The sequence below is a fragment of the uncultured Roseovarius sp. genome, assembly GCF_963972555.1.
In the GTDB taxonomy this organism is placed as follows: Bacteria; Pseudomonadota; Alphaproteobacteria; order Rhodobacterales; family Rhodobacteraceae; genus Roseovarius; species Roseovarius mucosus.
Genome location: NZ_CAXAUM010000005.1, coordinates 106,691 through 121,199 on the forward strand (window position 1 = coordinate 106,691; position 14,509 = coordinate 121,199).

Annotated in this window: 17 protein-coding genes and 1 tRNA gene; 5 read left to right on the forward strand and 13 right to left on the reverse strand. The window is 64.5% G+C overall.

Features of this window, described 5'->3' with window-relative positions; all coding sequences use genetic code 11:
• The first annotated feature begins 17 nt into the window (after nucleotides 1-17).
• Entirely contained in the window at nucleotides 18-305 is a 288-nt protein-coding gene (locus AACZ65_RS06860; protein ID WP_297542661.1) for a hypothetical protein, read from the forward strand.
• Here the strand turns inward: AACZ65_RS06860 and AACZ65_RS06865 are convergent.
• From AACZ65_RS06865 to AACZ65_RS06875, 3 genes are read right to left on the reverse strand one after another with little or no spacing between them, the layout of a single operon-like run.
• Nucleotides 237-641 (reverse strand): DUF1499 domain-containing protein, encoded by a 405-nt coding sequence (locus AACZ65_RS06865; RefSeq protein ID WP_339669233.1) that lies wholly within the window; start codon nucleotides 639-641, stop codon nucleotides 237-239. The two genes, AACZ65_RS06860 and AACZ65_RS06865, sit on opposite strands and share 69 nt — an antisense overlap.
• Nucleotides 642-660: 19 nt before the next feature.
• Nucleotides 661-1,056 (reverse strand): cell division protein ZapA, encoded by a 396-nt coding sequence (locus AACZ65_RS06870; RefSeq protein WP_339669236.1) that lies wholly within the window; start codon nucleotides 1,054-1,056, stop codon nucleotides 661-663.
• Nucleotides 1,049-1,552 (reverse strand): hypothetical protein, encoded by a 504-nt coding sequence (locus tag AACZ65_RS06875; RefSeq protein ID WP_339669238.1) that lies wholly within the window; start codon nucleotides 1,550-1,552, stop codon nucleotides 1,049-1,051. The genes AACZ65_RS06870 and AACZ65_RS06875 overlap by 8 nt, the downstream gene beginning before the upstream one ends.
• Nucleotides 1,553-1,763: 211 nt before the next feature.
• Here AACZ65_RS06875 and tkt point away from each other — a divergent pair, with 211 nt between their 5' ends.
• Both tkt and AACZ65_RS06885 read left to right on the forward strand, forming a co-directional pair.
• Nucleotides 1,764-3,779: a transketolase gene (tkt, locus tag AACZ65_RS06880; protein ID WP_339669240.1), complete on the forward strand. Its 2,016-nt coding sequence runs from the start codon at nucleotides 1,764-1,766 to the stop codon at nucleotides 3,777-3,779.
• A gap of 290 nt (nucleotides 3,780-4,069) precedes the next feature.
• Nucleotides 4,070-5,323 carry a DNA polymerase IV gene (locus AACZ65_RS06885; protein WP_339669243.1) on the forward strand — a complete coding sequence of 418 codons (1,254 nt, stop codon included), beginning with the start codon at nucleotides 4,070-4,072 and terminating at the stop codon, nucleotides 5,321-5,323.
• A 228-nt stretch (nucleotides 5,324-5,551) separates the two neighbouring features.
• Here AACZ65_RS06885 and AACZ65_RS06890 read toward each other — a convergent pair whose 3' ends face one another.
• Nucleotides 5,552-6,415: an N-formylglutamate amidohydrolase gene (locus AACZ65_RS06890; protein WP_339669245.1), complete on the reverse strand. Its 864-nt coding sequence runs from the start codon at nucleotides 6,413-6,415 to the stop codon at nucleotides 5,552-5,554.
• 144 nt (nucleotides 6,416-6,559) lie between these two features.
• Between AACZ65_RS06890 and AACZ65_RS06895 the strand changes: the two genes are divergently transcribed.
• Together AACZ65_RS06895 and ykgO are read left to right on the forward strand one after the other, a co-directional pair.
• Nucleotides 6,560-6,634: transfer RNA gene (locus AACZ65_RS06895), tRNA-Val, on the forward strand.
• A 77-nt stretch (nucleotides 6,635-6,711) separates the two neighbouring features.
• The gene (gene ykgO, locus AACZ65_RS06900; protein ID WP_008282420.1) at nucleotides 6,712-6,837 is read left to right on the forward strand and encodes a type B 50S ribosomal protein L36; all 126 of its coding nucleotides are present in this window, start codon (nucleotides 6,712-6,714) and stop codon (nucleotides 6,835-6,837) included.
• Between the two features lie 359 nt (nucleotides 6,838-7,196).
• Here ykgO and dapD read toward each other — a convergent pair whose 3' ends face one another.
• From dapD to AACZ65_RS06945, 9 genes are all read right to left on the reverse strand, one after another.
• A complete protein-coding gene (gene dapD, locus AACZ65_RS06905) occupies nucleotides 7,197-8,024 on the reverse strand; it encodes a 2,3,4,5-tetrahydropyridine-2,6-dicarboxylate N-succinyltransferase (RefSeq protein ID WP_339669259.1) in 828 nt (275 codons plus the stop codon).
• Nucleotides 8,025-8,145: 121 nt separating this feature from the next.
• A complete protein-coding gene (locus AACZ65_RS06910; RefSeq protein ID WP_339669262.1) occupies nucleotides 8,146-9,129 on the reverse strand; it encodes a hypothetical protein in 984 nt (327 codons plus the stop codon).
• 20 nt (nucleotides 9,130-9,149) lie between these two features.
• On the reverse strand, nucleotides 9,150-9,353 hold the full coding sequence (locus AACZ65_RS06915; protein ID WP_037269296.1) for a hypothetical protein: 204 nt from the start codon (nucleotides 9,351-9,353) through the stop codon (nucleotides 9,150-9,152).
• Between the two features lie 151 nt (nucleotides 9,354-9,504).
• The gene (locus AACZ65_RS06920; RefSeq protein WP_037269293.1) at nucleotides 9,505-9,831 is read right to left on the reverse strand and encodes a DUF3775 domain-containing protein; all 327 of its coding nucleotides are present in this window, start codon (nucleotides 9,829-9,831) and stop codon (nucleotides 9,505-9,507) included.
• Nucleotides 9,832-9,899: 68 nt separating this feature from the next.
• The gene (locus AACZ65_RS06925; protein WP_339669269.1) at nucleotides 9,900-10,634 is read right to left on the reverse strand and encodes an SDR family NAD(P)-dependent oxidoreductase; all 735 of its coding nucleotides are present in this window, start codon (nucleotides 10,632-10,634) and stop codon (nucleotides 9,900-9,902) included.
• Nucleotides 10,631-11,191 carry a DUF3833 domain-containing protein gene (locus AACZ65_RS06930; protein ID WP_339669272.1) on the reverse strand — a complete coding sequence of 187 codons (561 nt, stop codon included), beginning with the start codon at nucleotides 11,189-11,191 and terminating at the stop codon, nucleotides 10,631-10,633. The genes AACZ65_RS06925 and AACZ65_RS06930 overlap by 4 nt, the downstream gene beginning before the upstream one ends.
• 4 nt (nucleotides 11,192-11,195) lie before the next feature.
• The gene (locus AACZ65_RS06935) at nucleotides 11,196-12,437 is read right to left on the reverse strand and encodes an MFS transporter (protein ID WP_339669275.1); all 1,242 of its coding nucleotides are present in this window, start codon (nucleotides 12,435-12,437) and stop codon (nucleotides 11,196-11,198) included.
• A complete protein-coding gene (locus tag AACZ65_RS06940) occupies nucleotides 12,434-13,189 on the reverse strand; it encodes a DUF1365 domain-containing protein (RefSeq protein ID WP_339669278.1) in 756 nt (251 codons plus the stop codon). The genes AACZ65_RS06935 and AACZ65_RS06940 overlap by 4 nt, the downstream gene beginning before the upstream one ends.
• Entirely contained in the window at nucleotides 13,186-14,484 is a 1,299-nt protein-coding gene (locus AACZ65_RS06945; protein ID WP_339669281.1) for an FAD-dependent oxidoreductase, read from the reverse strand. The genes AACZ65_RS06940 and AACZ65_RS06945 overlap by 4 nt, the downstream gene beginning before the upstream one ends.
• Between the last annotated feature and the right edge of the window lie 25 nt (nucleotides 14,485-14,509).

Sequence of the window (14,509 nt, forward strand, 5' to 3'; positions counted from 1 at the left end):
TGTGCTAGAATCGCCCTATGAAAGCGCTTTTGCCTCTCCTGCTGATCTGCGCCACCCCGGCGCTCGCCGATGGCACCATCGGGCGCAAGACCGTGGAATGCTACTGCACCGACCGCAATGGCGCGCGCGTCGAAATGGGCGAGACGATCTGCCTTCAGGTCGATGGCAACATGTTCATGGCGCAATGCCAGATGTCGCTCAACGTGCCGATGTGGCGCAAGATCACGGACGGATGCCTATCCTCCCGCCTGCCCCAATCGCTGCAACCAGCCGTCGATACGGGCGGCGTTGACGCCCAGATCTGACTTGCCAAAGCGCAGACGCCCGTAAATCTCGAGGGTCTCGCCGTCCTGCCGCACCGTGGTATAGTCGGGAAAGCCAAAGAGCCGCGAGCGCGTGACATAGGTGATCATGCCCTGCGCCACATCGCCGGCCAGAACCTGCGTGCGCGGCGTGGCGCGGATGATGGCATCAAGCGCGGCGAGATCCCCCGGCACCACCCGCACGGCCCCGCCCGCAAGATCGCCCGGCGCGGCGCTCTCGGGCATCACGTGCCAACGCGCCGGATCGCTCGGCGCAAGCCGCACATAAGCCATCCCCGCCACGATCCCGAGCAGGACCAGACCAAGCCAGAGCTTCATCGCAGCGCCCCCGCGCCCCTCACCCGGCCTGTGCCCCGTCCACGGTCTCGGCCAGTGCCTCGGCCCGCGCGGCGATCTCGGCGAGTGTCTCGACCACCTCGTTGGGCACCACCGGCACCTCGATCCTCTGCGCCTCGGGTGCGGGTGCGGTGCGCAGCTGATCCAACTCCGCCTCCTTCTCCGCCAGCCGGTCCTCGGCCTCGCGCAGCTTGTCCTGCAGGCCTGCGGTCTTGTCGGCCAGCATCAGACCCGCCATGAGCAACATGCGCGGCTCGGGGATGCGCCCGATCTGTGCCGCCAATACGGTGGCCTCCTCATCAAGCATCTTGGCGGCGGCATGGAGGTAATGCTCCTCGCCCGCCTGACAGGCCACCTCGAAGCGGCGCCCCCCGATCTCGATCTGAACCTCAGGCATCCGATGTCTCCGTTTTCTCTGTCTGCTCCGGCGCGGCACCCGCCTCGGCGATCACCTGCCCCAAGGCGACCAGCACCGCCTCGACCTCGCCCCGATCCGCACCGCGCGCGGCGCGCAGCCCCTCCAACTCGGCCATCATCGCCTTGTTGATCAGATGCGGCTCGGCCACGCCCGCCGCCTGCGCGTCGCGCAGCGCCTGATTGTTGTCGCGCAACTGCTGATTGGCCTTGCGCAGCGCCTGCAGATCCGCGTCGAGCTTGCGCAGGCTTTCGGCCTGCGCCCCCTCCACCGCGTCCAGCTTGGCATGCAGCGCCTTGATCCGCTCCTGCAACTGTGCATTGGCTAGTTGCTCTTCCTCCAACTGCCCCCGCAGCCGCGATACTTCTTCAGGATCGGCGGCGGTTTCAGGTGCGGCCGCGGGCCGCCCCTCCAGCCCCTGCGCGATGCGGTCCAGCGCCGCGGTGATCCGTGCCTGCAACTCGTTTATCTGGCTCATCCTCGAGGGTCCTCGCTTCTTTGCCCGGCTGTCCCACGAATCGCACACCGGGCGGGTTTTGATCAAGTCTAATGAAAGGATCAGCGAAATGCGCCCCCAAACCCGCTCAATCCATCGCTTCAGCCGCCTCGCGCTTGAACTTCTGGACCGGGCTGGTATGCAACGCCCAGATACACCCGTCAGACACCGCCATTCAAAGGATGCACGCCCCGTGGACATCGCCGCCCTTCGCACCGCCAACCCCGATCACTGGTCCAAGGCCACCGCCATCCGCGCGCTGACCCTCGACGCCGTCGCCGCCGCCAACTCCGGCCATTCCGGCATGCCCATGGGCATGGCCGACGTCGCGACCGTGCTCTTTGAGAAACATCTGAAGTTCGATCCCAGCAATCCCAACTGGCCCGACCGCGACCGCTTTATCCTCTCAGCGGGGCATGGCTCGATGCTGCTTTATTCCCTGCTCCATCTGACCGGCTATGCCGACATGACGATCGAGCAGATCCGCAATTTCCGCCAATGGGGGGCCAAAACCGCAGGCCACCCGGAATATGGCCACGCCACCGGCATCGAGACCACGACCGGCCCGCTCGGTCAGGGGATTTCCAACGCCGTGGGCTTTGCCATGGCCGAAGAGATGCTGCGCGCCCGCTTTGGCGCGAAACTGATGGATCACTATACCTATGTCATCGCCGGTGACGGCTGCCTCATGGAGGGTGTCAGCCAAGAGGCCATCGGTCTGGCCGGACGGCACCAATTGTCGCGCCTCATCGTGCTCTGGGACAACAACAACATCACCATCGACGGCACCGTTGATCTGGCCGATCGCACCGATCAGGTGGCGCGCTTCCGCGCCTCCGGCTGGCATGTGCTGGAAATCGACGGGCATGACCCGGTGGCGATAGACGCAGCCCTGACCGAGGCCAAGACCACGGCCCAGCCTACGATGATCGCCTGCAAGACCCATATCGCCCTTGGCCACGCGGCCCAGGACACCTCCAAGGGCCATGGCGCGCTGACCAATGCCGATCAGCTTGCCGCCGCGAAAGAGGCCTATGGCTGGCCCTATGGCCCGTTCGAAATCCCCGCAGATGTGAAATCGGCATGGGAGAAAATCGGCCAACGGGGCGCCGCAACCCATGCCGCATGGGCCAAGCGTCTGGCAGAGGCCTCGCCCGCGCGTCAGGCCGAGATCGCCCGCATCTTCAACCGCGACGTGCCGGTGAAACTTGGCGCGCGCATCCGCGCCCTCAAAAAGCAGATCAGCGCCGAGACCCCAAAGGTGGCCACCCGCCAATCCTCGGAAATGGTGCTCGAGGTCGTGAACCCGATCCTGCAAGAGACCGTCGGCGGCTCTGCCAATCTCTCGGGCTCGAACAACACCCGCTCAGGCGACATGACCGTCTTTGACGTGGACAACCGCAAGGGCCGCTATATCCACTGGGGCATCCGCGAACATGGCATGGCCGCCGCTATGAACGGCATGGCGCTGCATGGCGGCATCCGCCCCTATGGCGGCACTTTCATGTGCTTTACCGATTACGCCCGCCCCGCCATGCGTCTGGCCGCGCTGATGAAGATCCCGACCGTGTTCGTCATGACCCATGACAGCATCGGTCTGGGCGAGGACGGACCCACCCACCAGCCTATCGAACATCTCGCGATCAGCCGCGCCACGCCCAACACCTGGGTCTTCCGCCCCTGCGACACGGTCGAGACCGCCGAAGCCTGGGAACTGGCGCTGACCTCCAAGGAAACCCCCTCGGTCTTGTCGCTGACCCGTCAGGGCCTGCCCACCCTGCGGCGCGAGCATAAGGCCAAGAACCTGACCGCCCAGGGCGCCTATGTGCTGGCCGATGCAGAGGGCAAACGCCAGGCGATCCTGATGGCCACCGGCTCCGAGGTCGAGATTGCCATGAAGGCGCGCGATCTCTTGCAAGCCGAGGGCATCGGCACGCGCGTTGTCTCGATGCCGTGCTGGGAACTCTTCGAGGAACAGGACGACAGCTACCGCAAACGCGTCCTGCCCGCAGGCCCGGTGCGCGTCGCGGTCGAGGCGGCGATCCGCTTCGGCTGGGACCGCTGGCTCTACGGCGAGCGCGGCCGCCGCGAAAAGGGCGGCTTTGTCGGCATGCACGATTTCGGGGCCTCCGCGCCCGCGCCCACGCTCTACAAGGAATTCGGCATCACCGCCGAAGCGGTGGCAGCCAAGGTCAAATCCCTGCTCTGAGGGACCCAAGCCATTGTAAATGAGCCCGGATGCCCCGCATCCGGACTCATTCTTTTACGGTATGCCGCGCGGATCGCTGGGCCGGGGACTAGCGATACAACAGGAATGGCTGCCACTTTATGCCTGCCAAATCCGGATGACCTCACGGTCAGGCGCGCCCTCTCAAAATCGCTAGGCCGCCAGACGGCCCAGCGATCCGCGCGGCACCTTCGGTGCTATTCGCGCGGGTGACAGCCCACCACATCCCCCAACTTGCGCGCGCCCACACCCAGCCCCTACACTCTCTCATCATGCCCAGCCTCTGTCGCGATTGCCTGACCCGATTCGACACTGCCCGCCGCTGTCCCGCCTGCGGCAGCCCTCGCATCGTGTCCCATCCCGAGCTCTTTGACCTCTCCATCGCCCATATGGATTGCGATGCCTTCTACGCCTCGGTCGAGAAACGCGACAATCCAGAGCTTGCCGACAAGCCGCTCATCATCGGTGGCGGCCGGCGTGGCGTGGTCTCGACCGCCTGCTATATCGCCCGCATCAAGGGGGTGCGCTCTGCAATGCCGATGTTTCAGGCGCTCAAACTCTGCCCCGAGGCGGTGGTGATCAAACCGCGCATGCAGGTCTATGCCGAGGCCTCGCGCGCCATCCGCGCCATGATGCTCGATCTCACGCCGGACGTGGAACCGCTCTCGCTGGATGAGGCGTTTCTCGATCTCACCGGCACCGCGGGCCTGCATGGCGCACCGCCCGCCGTGATGCTCGCGCGCCTCATCAAGCGGATGCGCGACGAGCTGGGCCTGACCGGCTCCATCGGTCTCAGTCACAACAAGTTTCTGGCCAAAATCGCCTCGGACCTCGACAAACCTCATGGCTTTGCCGTGATCGGCGCGGGGGAAACCGCCGATTTCCTGCGCGACCGCCCCGTCAGCCTCATCTGGGGCGTGGGCCAGTCCACCCTCAAGGCGCTGAATGACGCGGGCATCCGCAGCTTTGCCGATCTCCTGCGCTGGGACCGCCGCGATCTCAATGCGCGCTTTGGTTCCATGGGCGACCGGCTCTGGCATCTGGCGCGCGGGCAGGACCGCCGCCGCGTCTCGGCCAATGCGCCGGTCAAATCAATCTCGAACGAAACGACATTCTACGAGGACACCCGCGACCGCGACCTCCTTGATGGCCACATCTGGCGGCTCGCGGAAAAAGTGGCGGACCGTGCCAAGGCCCGCGCCCTCGCGGGTCGCGTCGTGACGCTCAAGCTCAAGCGCGCCGATCACACGCTGCTCACCCGCCGCCACGCCCTGCGCGACGCCACCCAGCTTGCCGACACGCTCTACCGCACCGCCCGCGCGCTCTTGGATCAGGTACCGCAAGGGGCCGCCTACCGGCTCATCGGCGTCGGCCTGTCGGATCTTGTGCCCGAGACCGCCGCTGACCGCTCAGGCGATCTCTTGGACCCCCAGGCCACCCGCCGCGCCGGGGCCGAACGCGCCACCGACGCCATCCGCGCCAAATTCGGGCCAGATGCAATCGTGAAAGGGCGGGCATTGCGGTAGGGCAAGGCGGCTGACACCGCCGGTGCTGGCGAAACGCTGATTAGCCGTGCGGGCGCTGGGCCAGGGACTAGCGAAGCAACAGAGGTGGATGCCGCTTTATGCCTGCCAAATCCGTATGACTTCTCCGGGAGGCTCTCGCTCTCAAAATCGCTAGGCCGCGGGACGGCCCAGCGATCGCGCGGCGGGCTTCGCCCTTGACTCCGCGCGTGCGCTACTTGGCCCCGCCCCCTACTCCGCCGCCAGTGGCCGCGCCTCGGCGCGCCCGATCTCCGCGATTTCATGGATCACCCCGGACAGCAATTTGCGGAACGCCTCGAAATTGCCGTTGGGCCGAATGAGGCGCTCATTCATATAGAGCGCGCGGTCAATCTCCACCTGCACCGCATGGCGCGCGCGCCCAGGGCGGCCATAAGCCTGCGTGATATAGGCACCGGCAAAGGGCGTGTTGCGCGTAACCACCAGCCCGGCGTTGACGAAGGCCGCCTCGATCCGCTCCACAATCGCCCCATCCGCCGCCGCCCCGAACCGGTCGCCCAGAACGATCTCGGGCCGGCGCACGCCGCGCCGCGCCACCGCATCCATCGCCTCATGCGGCATCGAATGGCAATCAATCAGAATGGACTGCCCGAACATCAGATGCGCCTGATCGAGCTGCCCCTGCAACGCCGTGTGATAGGGCTTCCAGTAATTCTCGATCCGGTGCTCTGCCTCGGCCATGCTCAGCTTGCCCGCATAGATCGCCTGCCCATTGGCCACAACGCGCGGAATGACACCCAGCCCCGAGGCCACACGCGGATTATGCCCCTGCCGCGCCACACCTTCGATCAATGCCGGGTCCAATTCATCGGCGCTGCGGTTCAGATCGACATAGGCGCGTGGTGCCCCCGCCTTGATCAACGGCGCTCCATGGAGCGGCGCGCTCTCGAACAACTGATCGACAAACGCATCCTCGGACGAGCGCACCGAATGCTCGTTCAGCGTGGTGCGCCGCAGAAAGGTCCAAGGGTAATCCCGCCCGCTATGGGGAGAGGCGAACACCACCGCCGTGGTCCGCCGTTCGGGATGCGTGAGGTGATAGGCGACCTTGGGCATGCGTGTTCCTTTCCCCCGTGATAATAGACTGAAATTGGTGTTCTAAAAGCCCTTGATCCCCTCTCCGACTCCTTTTATAGACCACCGAACCGGCGCGGATTTCCGCGCCCCTCTTTTTGGGGCAGGCGATCGGCTGGCATTCATGGGCGATTAGCTCAGTGGTAGAGCACTTCGTTGACATCGAAGGGGTCACAAGTTCGAACCTTGTATCGCCCACCATGAATTCACTGTCCCGCACACCGGGACGCCCGCAACCCCAGGCGCTGGCCCGCGCCGCGACAACCGAGGAGACGACCATGAAGGTTCGTAATTCGCTCCGCTCGCTCAAGAACCGGCACCGGGATTGCCGTGTCGTGCGCCGCAAAGGCCGCGTCTACGTGATCAACAAGACCCAGCCGCGTTTCAAAGCCCGTCAGGGCTGAGCCGCGATCAGCCTTTCGGCTGAAGGATCAAAACCCCGCCCAACCGGCGGGGTTTTTCTTTGGGGGATGGCTCTTTGCCTGGCTTGCCTCGCGAAACAAGCCGCGCGGTGCCCGTCCGCCGGGTGGGCGCAGCAACAGACGTGATTGGCACGTTATGCCTGAGACGTCTTTCGCGTTGTCAATGAGATGGGCCGTTGCAAAAGCGCCCGCCCGTCACGCCAGAGGCGTGCCGAGAGAAAGGGGGCGGGTCATGCCAGAGGCATGCCTTCGGCAGGACCGCTGCGCGGCGGTGCCTGCGGCACCTTGATTCCGCGCAAAGAATATTTGGCGCAGGGGACACGCCCCTTGCGCCTGCCCTCTCAATCCCTGAGCAACTCGTTGATCCCGGTTTTAGAGCGCGTCTGCGCGTCCACCCGCTTGACGATCACCGCGCAATAGAGGTTGATGCCATTCTTCGACGGCATCGAGCCTGCGACAACCACGGAATAGGGCGGCACTTCGCCATACATGACTTCGCCGGTCTCGCGGTCCACGATCTTGGTGGATTTCCCGATGAAAACCCCCATGCCCAGAACCGATCCCTCGCGCACGATACAGCCCTCGACCACCTCGGAGCGCGCACCGATAAAGCAATTGTCCTCGATGATCGTCGGCCCCGCCTGCATCGGCTCCAGCACGCCGCCGATACCGACACCGCCCGAGAGATGCACATTCTTGCCGATCTGCGCACAAGACCCCACCGTGGCCCAGGTATCCACCATCGTGCCGCTGTCCACATAGGCCCCCAGATTGACAAATGACGGCATCAGCACCACGCCCGGCGCGATATAGGCCGACTTGCGCACGACACAGTTGGGCACCGCCCGGAACCCGGCCGCGCGCCATTCGGCCTCGCCCCAGCCCTTGAACTTGCTGTCGACCTTGTCCCACCAGCCCGCACCCTGCGGCCCGCCGGCATGGATTTCCATATCCTTGATCCGGAACCCCAACAGCACCGCCTTCTTGGCCCACTGGTTCACATGCCACTGGCCATCCGCCTGCCGCTCCGCCACCCGCAGGTTGCCGCTGTCAAGCGCCGCCAGCGTGGCCTCAATGGCCTCGCGGGTCTCGCCTCCTGTAGCGGAGGTGATCGTGTCGCGCGCCTCCCAGGCGGCTTCGATTGCGGATTCTAGAACTGCGTTTGACATAGAGCCTCCGGTTACAATTGTTCCACGCGGCTATAGCCAAATGCGCGCGCTCACACAATGCAAGAGACCCGCCACTGTCGTGGCATGGTCGGGGCGGCCCCACGGCCGCCCCAAGGCCGCCTCAGGCGGCAAGGTCCAACTTCACCAGCGTCTGGTTCAACAGGACATAGGCAATCTCGCCAAATGTCACCGGCCCGGTAAAGCCCGCCGTCAGCTTGCCCTCCATATCGCCGTAAACATAGTTGAGAATACAGTTGCACGAATAGCTGCCCTCACCTGCGGAGCCAACCTGCGCGGCAAACGTCTTGGCATAGTCCTCCTGCGGGGCCGCCAGGCGATACTCAACGCCCGGAAACACAGGGGCGTAAAAGGCCACGCTGCTGGCCTCGGGATCGACAGACTGGAACGACACATTGATCAGCGCGCCCGCATAATTGGCCACAAGCGGCAATTTGGTGTCGATGCCCTTCTCCGTCACATACTGAGAGAAATCGACCTCTGCACCGTTCACATAGGCTTTGCGTGCCGAAAATCCGGCCTCGGGAAAGGAGACAACCAGGCCGGCATCGTCGCCTTGTTTGAAGATATTTACGATATCAAGGCTCGGCTGCATCCCGTCAGGCAAGGCAACATGCAAAAGAACGGCCCCGTCCTCATGCTTGGCTCCCTGCGCGCCGTCAAAAACAGAAGGTGTAACCTTGCCAATTTCGTCCAGATGCACGCCACTGACCCAGCCCAACAGCGGCTGGTCAAACACGTCGCCATAGCCTGCACCGTCCTCGGCAAACCGGGCATGCGCCTCGGAAAAGGCCGGAATGATCACCAGCGTCACGCCAGCGGGCTGATAGCCTTGCGCCAGTGTCGGCAAATCCGCCGTGGCCAGATGACGCGCGGTTGCGCGGCTCCCTTCGGGAAAGGTGGTGCAGAAGAGGTGTTCACGATCCACCTTGCCGCCGGCCTCCGTCATGAAATAGACCGTGCTTCCGCCGATCCAGTTGCCTTTGGGCAATGTGCTCAGCAACTCCGGCGCACCGGCGATCGACATGACAGCGCCGGCCTCGATCCGTGCAGCCACTTCTTGCGGGGTTAGGAATTCGTTCTTCATCGCGTTTCCTTCAATATAAATCAGAGAGTTGCCAACTCGGCGCTGGCGGCGGGATTCTTGGCGATAAAGGCTCGCAAATCCGCAACAAGAACGCTTAGCTTTGCAGGTTCCGTGCGCGCCTGCACACGGAGCCGGTTCAAAACGATGCGCGTGGCCAGCGATGCCGCTGCCAGATCGCTTGTCCCGTTAATGGCCCGTAACAGGTCCGTTTCCGAAAGTACCATTGAGTGCCCTCCTTGTCCGTTGATCGACACAGGAAGGCCCTGCAAGAAATGCGCCAACTCGCGTGACGCACAGGCATGGAGGGCCGCAATTTCCCGGCACATGCACCAGCGCTGCGGCAGCTATCCCGCCAGATGCACGGGCAGGATGGCCTCAGCCGCCCCGGATCAATTCGTCCTCGTCATCCGAGGCCGACAATCCCAGCGCATCTAGGCCATTTTCCAGATGATCCGACAGATGCGGCGTGCCCAAGAGGTAATCGGCACATGGCGTGGTCGCCTCTTCATAGGCGGTGCGCTTGGCCTCTTCGAGCTCTTCGGCCTCGAAACTGCCGCGTCCGATCCACATGACGGCAACCAGACTGGCCTGTTCCTCTTCGCTCAGCCGATCGAGAAAGGCGCGCAACTCGCCTTCGGCGCGCTCCAATTCACGCGCCATCAGCACCACCTGCGCGATTTTATGTACCGTGATCTCCAGCATGTTCCCGCCCTCCTGTCGCGCTTATCCTAGCACAGGATTGCCGGGCGCACAGCCACCCGTCCTTGATCTCACGCAAAGAGCCGGTAATAGACCCAATCCGGCAAAAACCGAGACAAACGAAAGACATAGCTGAAAAGTCGCGGGAAATTCCGCTGGAATGCAGCCTCGTCACACATCAATTCGAACATCTCTTGGGCCGCGGCTTCGGGTGTCATGAGAAAGGGCATGCGAAACTGGTTCTTGTCCGTCAGCCGCGTCTTGATGAAACCGGGGTTGGCCAGTTGCACCCGCACGCCACTGCGCCAAAGATCAGCGCGCATCGATTCCGCCAAGGACATGGTCGCCGCCTTGGACGCGGCATAACCAATCGCCCCCGGTAGCCCACGAAACCCCGAGAGCGATCCGGTCAACACCACATGGCCCGCGTCCCGCGCCACCATATCGGGCAACACCGCGCCAATGACCCGCACTGCGCCGGTGAAATTCACATCCGCCATGGCCACCACTTGTTCGGGGTTCCATTCGGTTGCAGGCATCGGCCAGTAAACTCCGGCCAGCCACACCAGCCCGTCGATCTGCCCCACCGCGCGCGCGGCCTCGGCCACGCTCTCGGCGTCCTGCACATCCATGGGCACGGCACGCGCCCGCCCCGGCAACCCGGCCACGACCTCGTCCAGCCGCGCAGCATTGCGCGCCGACACGATCACCTCGGCCCCGGCTGCGCTGATCTTCTGCGCCAGTGCGGCCCCCAGCCCCTCGCTGGCGCCCACCAGCCAATAACGTTTGCCGCGCCAGTCCATCATGCCTCGACCCGCCGCATCACCGCCACCAGCTCCGCCACCTTGATCCCGAACTTGCGAAACTGGCTGCGATTGATCACCACCCCGTTGGGGGCCAGATACATCCAGTCAGTCACGCTCAGAACATGGCCCCCCGCCTCTTTCGGCAGGCGGATGCGATAGCAAAGCCGGGCAGCTGCGCCCATTTGCTGACCCGTGCCCGTGCCCACCAGATCCTCGGCCTCGGCCCGGATGCTGCCATCATTGCCCAGCTCAAGCTGCCACTCGCGGTCCTGCGCATTGCCGCTGTCATAGTCGAAATGCTCGCGCATCACGCCGCGATTGCCCTGCCAACTGGCCTCAAAATCGCCGGTGAACCGCGACGCGACCCGCCCCAGAGGGCCGTAAATCACCCCTTCGCATTTGATCGCTCCGTTCAGATGCTCGCGCAGATCAAACTGCGGACCCTGTTGCGCGTAATCTTCAGGTGTCTGCGCGTCAAAGCCCGCATAACGCTCTTTCAGCAGCACCAGCGCCAGCATCGCGAACGCCCCTAGCAGGGTCCATCCCAAAGCCTCCATCAGATCAGCTCCTTTCCTCAATTGGTGTTCGGGCCAAGAGCGCAATGGCCAAGAGTTTCAAGACACAGGGCACAGCCCCGTAAAGCAGGCTGAGCAGGGTCAGCGCCGCCGCATCGTTGTTCTGCCCGGCGGCAAAGCCTCCTGCCTCAAGCAGGGGCAAGAGCGCCACCGCCGCCAGCGCCAGCGTGAATTTCGACACAAAAGACCAGAGGCCAAAGCCCTCAGCCGCGCCCGGCGACACCTGCGCCATGCGCCGCGCGAAGAGGGCGGGCAAGAGCGTCATATCAGCCCCCATCGCCGCGCCAGAGGCGAGGCAGATCACGCCAAAGGCCCAGAGATCACCTGCGTCCAGCAGGATTGCCCCGGCAAAGGCCGCAATCGACAGGACCATACCCGCCAAGAGCATCCGTTTCGCGCCAAACCGCTCGGCCAAGGCGCCCCAGAGCGGGGCCGCCGCCGCTGCCGACAGAAAAAAGAGCAAGAGAAACGGGCCTTCCCATCCGGGCGCCTGCAACCGGCTCTCGACGAAGAAGAGAAAGAGCGTCGAACTCACGGCCACCGGGGCGGCATTGACCATCGCCACCAGCAGCAAGCGCCGCGCGACCGCATCGCGCAGCACCGGGCCAAAGCCTGTACCGGGCACCCCGCCGCAATCCTGCCATTGCCCCAGCATCGCAAGCGCCGCCAGCCCCGACAAAATCGCAAAGCTGACGGCAAAGCCGCCAAAGCCGCCCAGGACCACCGGGGCCACCGCCGCCGCGCATATCCCCAACAGCGCGCCGGTTTCCCGCCACCGCGCCAGCCGCAAATGTCCCTGCCCCGGCAGCACCGACGCCGTCGCCACGCCCTGCGCGTAAAAGCATATGGTGAGGTAGCTGAAGGCCGAAAACACCAGCACCAGCATGGCCGCGAACCACCAGAGCGGCGCAATCGGCGGCGCAATCGCAAAAAGGCCCAGCATCGCTGCCGCCATCACCGCCACCGCAATCCAGACGGTCAACGCGCGATGCGCCCGCAGCCGCTCCGCCAATCGCCCCAGCGCCGGGTCCTGCACCACATCAATCAGCCGCAACGCAAACAGCACCGCGCCCAGCGCGCCCAAGGACACGCCATATTCATCCACATAGAATTTCGGCGCATGGATATAGAGCGGCAGCCCCGCTGCCGCCAAAAGCGCCCCAAAGAGCGCATAGCCCGGCAGGCGCGGCGCGCTCTGCGCCACGGTCCCGGTCAGAACGGCACTCACCGGCTCACCTCGTCGGCGGGCGGTGCCGGGCGGCTGTGAAAGCGCGCCCCCTTCCACCACAGCTTGAGCGCCTGCCAATGGATCAGGCCCAGCACCCGCCGCGACCCCAAGGGTCGCCGCAGCATGGCGCGCAGCAGCCCGCCCGTGGTCAGAGGCTTGCGCGCGCCAACCAGCGTGGCAATCACACCGCCATGACCGCCCGAGAAATCAATCCAGACGCCAATCCGGTCCGCGCGCAGATCAAAGCGAAATTCATAGCCGCCTTCGATCTGCAGAAAAGGCGATACATAGAATATTTTGCGCGCCCGGATGCGATCCTCTGCCGTGATCGGCCCCATGTCGTCGCGGTGGCAGAGATAGGAATGACGGTCCCCATAGGTATTCGTGACCTCGGCGATGATCACCGGCACCTGACCGGCGGCATCGCGACAAATCCAGAAACTGACCGGGTTGAACACATGCCCCAACATGCGCGGCTGTGCCAATAGCTCGATCTGCGCGGGCGCGGGCATCTGCCGTTCCGCCAGCACCGCGCGCACCCAGGCGGCCCCTTGCCCCTGCCCCGGCGCGCCACCGTGATCGCGGTCCCAGACCGAGACCAGCCCCCGCCGGTTGCGCCCAAAGAGGCGCGGCGCGGCAACCTCCGCCTCGGCATCCAGCAGCACATAATCAATGCCATAGCGAAAGGCGTTCTCGATCCCGCCCTTGCGCCCATGCCAGGTGTGGCCTGCGATATGATCGACCCGGCTCACGCCACCGCCACGGTCTGCGCGGCCTTGGCGCAGAGCGCCTCGGCCACTTCCAGCCCGCTCGATAGCCCGTCCTCGTGAAACCCGTGCCGCATCCAGGCGCCGCAAAACCATGTATTGCGCCGCCCATTTCCGGCCCGCACGCGGGATTGGGCCGTCACCGCCTCCAGATCGTAGACCGGATGGCGCAGCGTCACCTGATCATAGATCAGCGCCTCGCGAATGGGCCGCGTGGTGTTGAGCGTGACGAAATGCGGATCGTCCTGCGGAATGGGTTGCAGGCTGTTCATCCAGTAGGTCAGATCAATCTGACCCACCCGCTTGACGCGGGCCTCGGTATAGTTCCACGACGACCAGACCGCCCGACGGCGCGGCATCACGCTGGCATCGGCATGCAGGATGATGTCATTGGGCTGATAGGCAATCGCGCCCACGTCGCGGCGCTCGGTCTCATCGGCATCCGACAAGAGCCGCAGCGCGTCATCGCTATGGGCGGCGATCACCACCTCGTCGAACCCCTCCCACTCACCGCCTTGAACCCGCACCTCGACACCCTCGGCCAGACGCCGGATCCCTGCCACAGGCGCGCCCAGCCGGGTCTCGGCCCCTTTGGAGCGCAGGGATTGCTCCAACCGGCGGACATAAGCCACCGACCCGCCGACCACCGTATACCACTGATGCTGTTCGCTATAACCAAGCAAGCCGTGCTGCTTGAAAAACGTCACCAAGGGCTGCGCTGGAAACTCCAACACCTGCTCCACCGGCATCGACCAGATCGCGCCGGAAAAGGGCGTGAGATAATAGTCGCGGAACGCGCGGCCCAGTTTCATCTTGCCGATCAGCCCGGCCATGGTCAAACCCGGCTCGCGGCACGCCTCCAGCGCCCCGGCGTTGAAGCGGAATATATCGCGCAGCATCGCCCAATGCGCCGGGTTGGCCAGATTGCGCCGCTGCGCAAAATAGGCCCCCGCGCCCTGAAGCCCGTATTCCAGCGCGCCGCCCCGAAAGGAGGCCCCGAAACTCATCGTGCTCGGGGCGACAGGCACCTCCAACCGCTCGAAAAGCGCGCTCAAATGCGGATAGGTGGCATAGTTGAACACGATAAAGCCGGTATCGACCGGTTGATCCCCGCGCTTGCCCGCCATGATCGTGCGCGCATGTCCACCCAGCCGCGCCTCGGCTTCGAACAGCACGACATGGTGCTTGTCCGCCAATCGCTCCGCCGCCCCCATTCCCGTAATACCGGCGCCGATCACGGCGATTTTCTTGCGCGCGGCGGCGCTCGTTTCAAAGGGCATGGGGCGTTTCACCTGTCTATGTGCA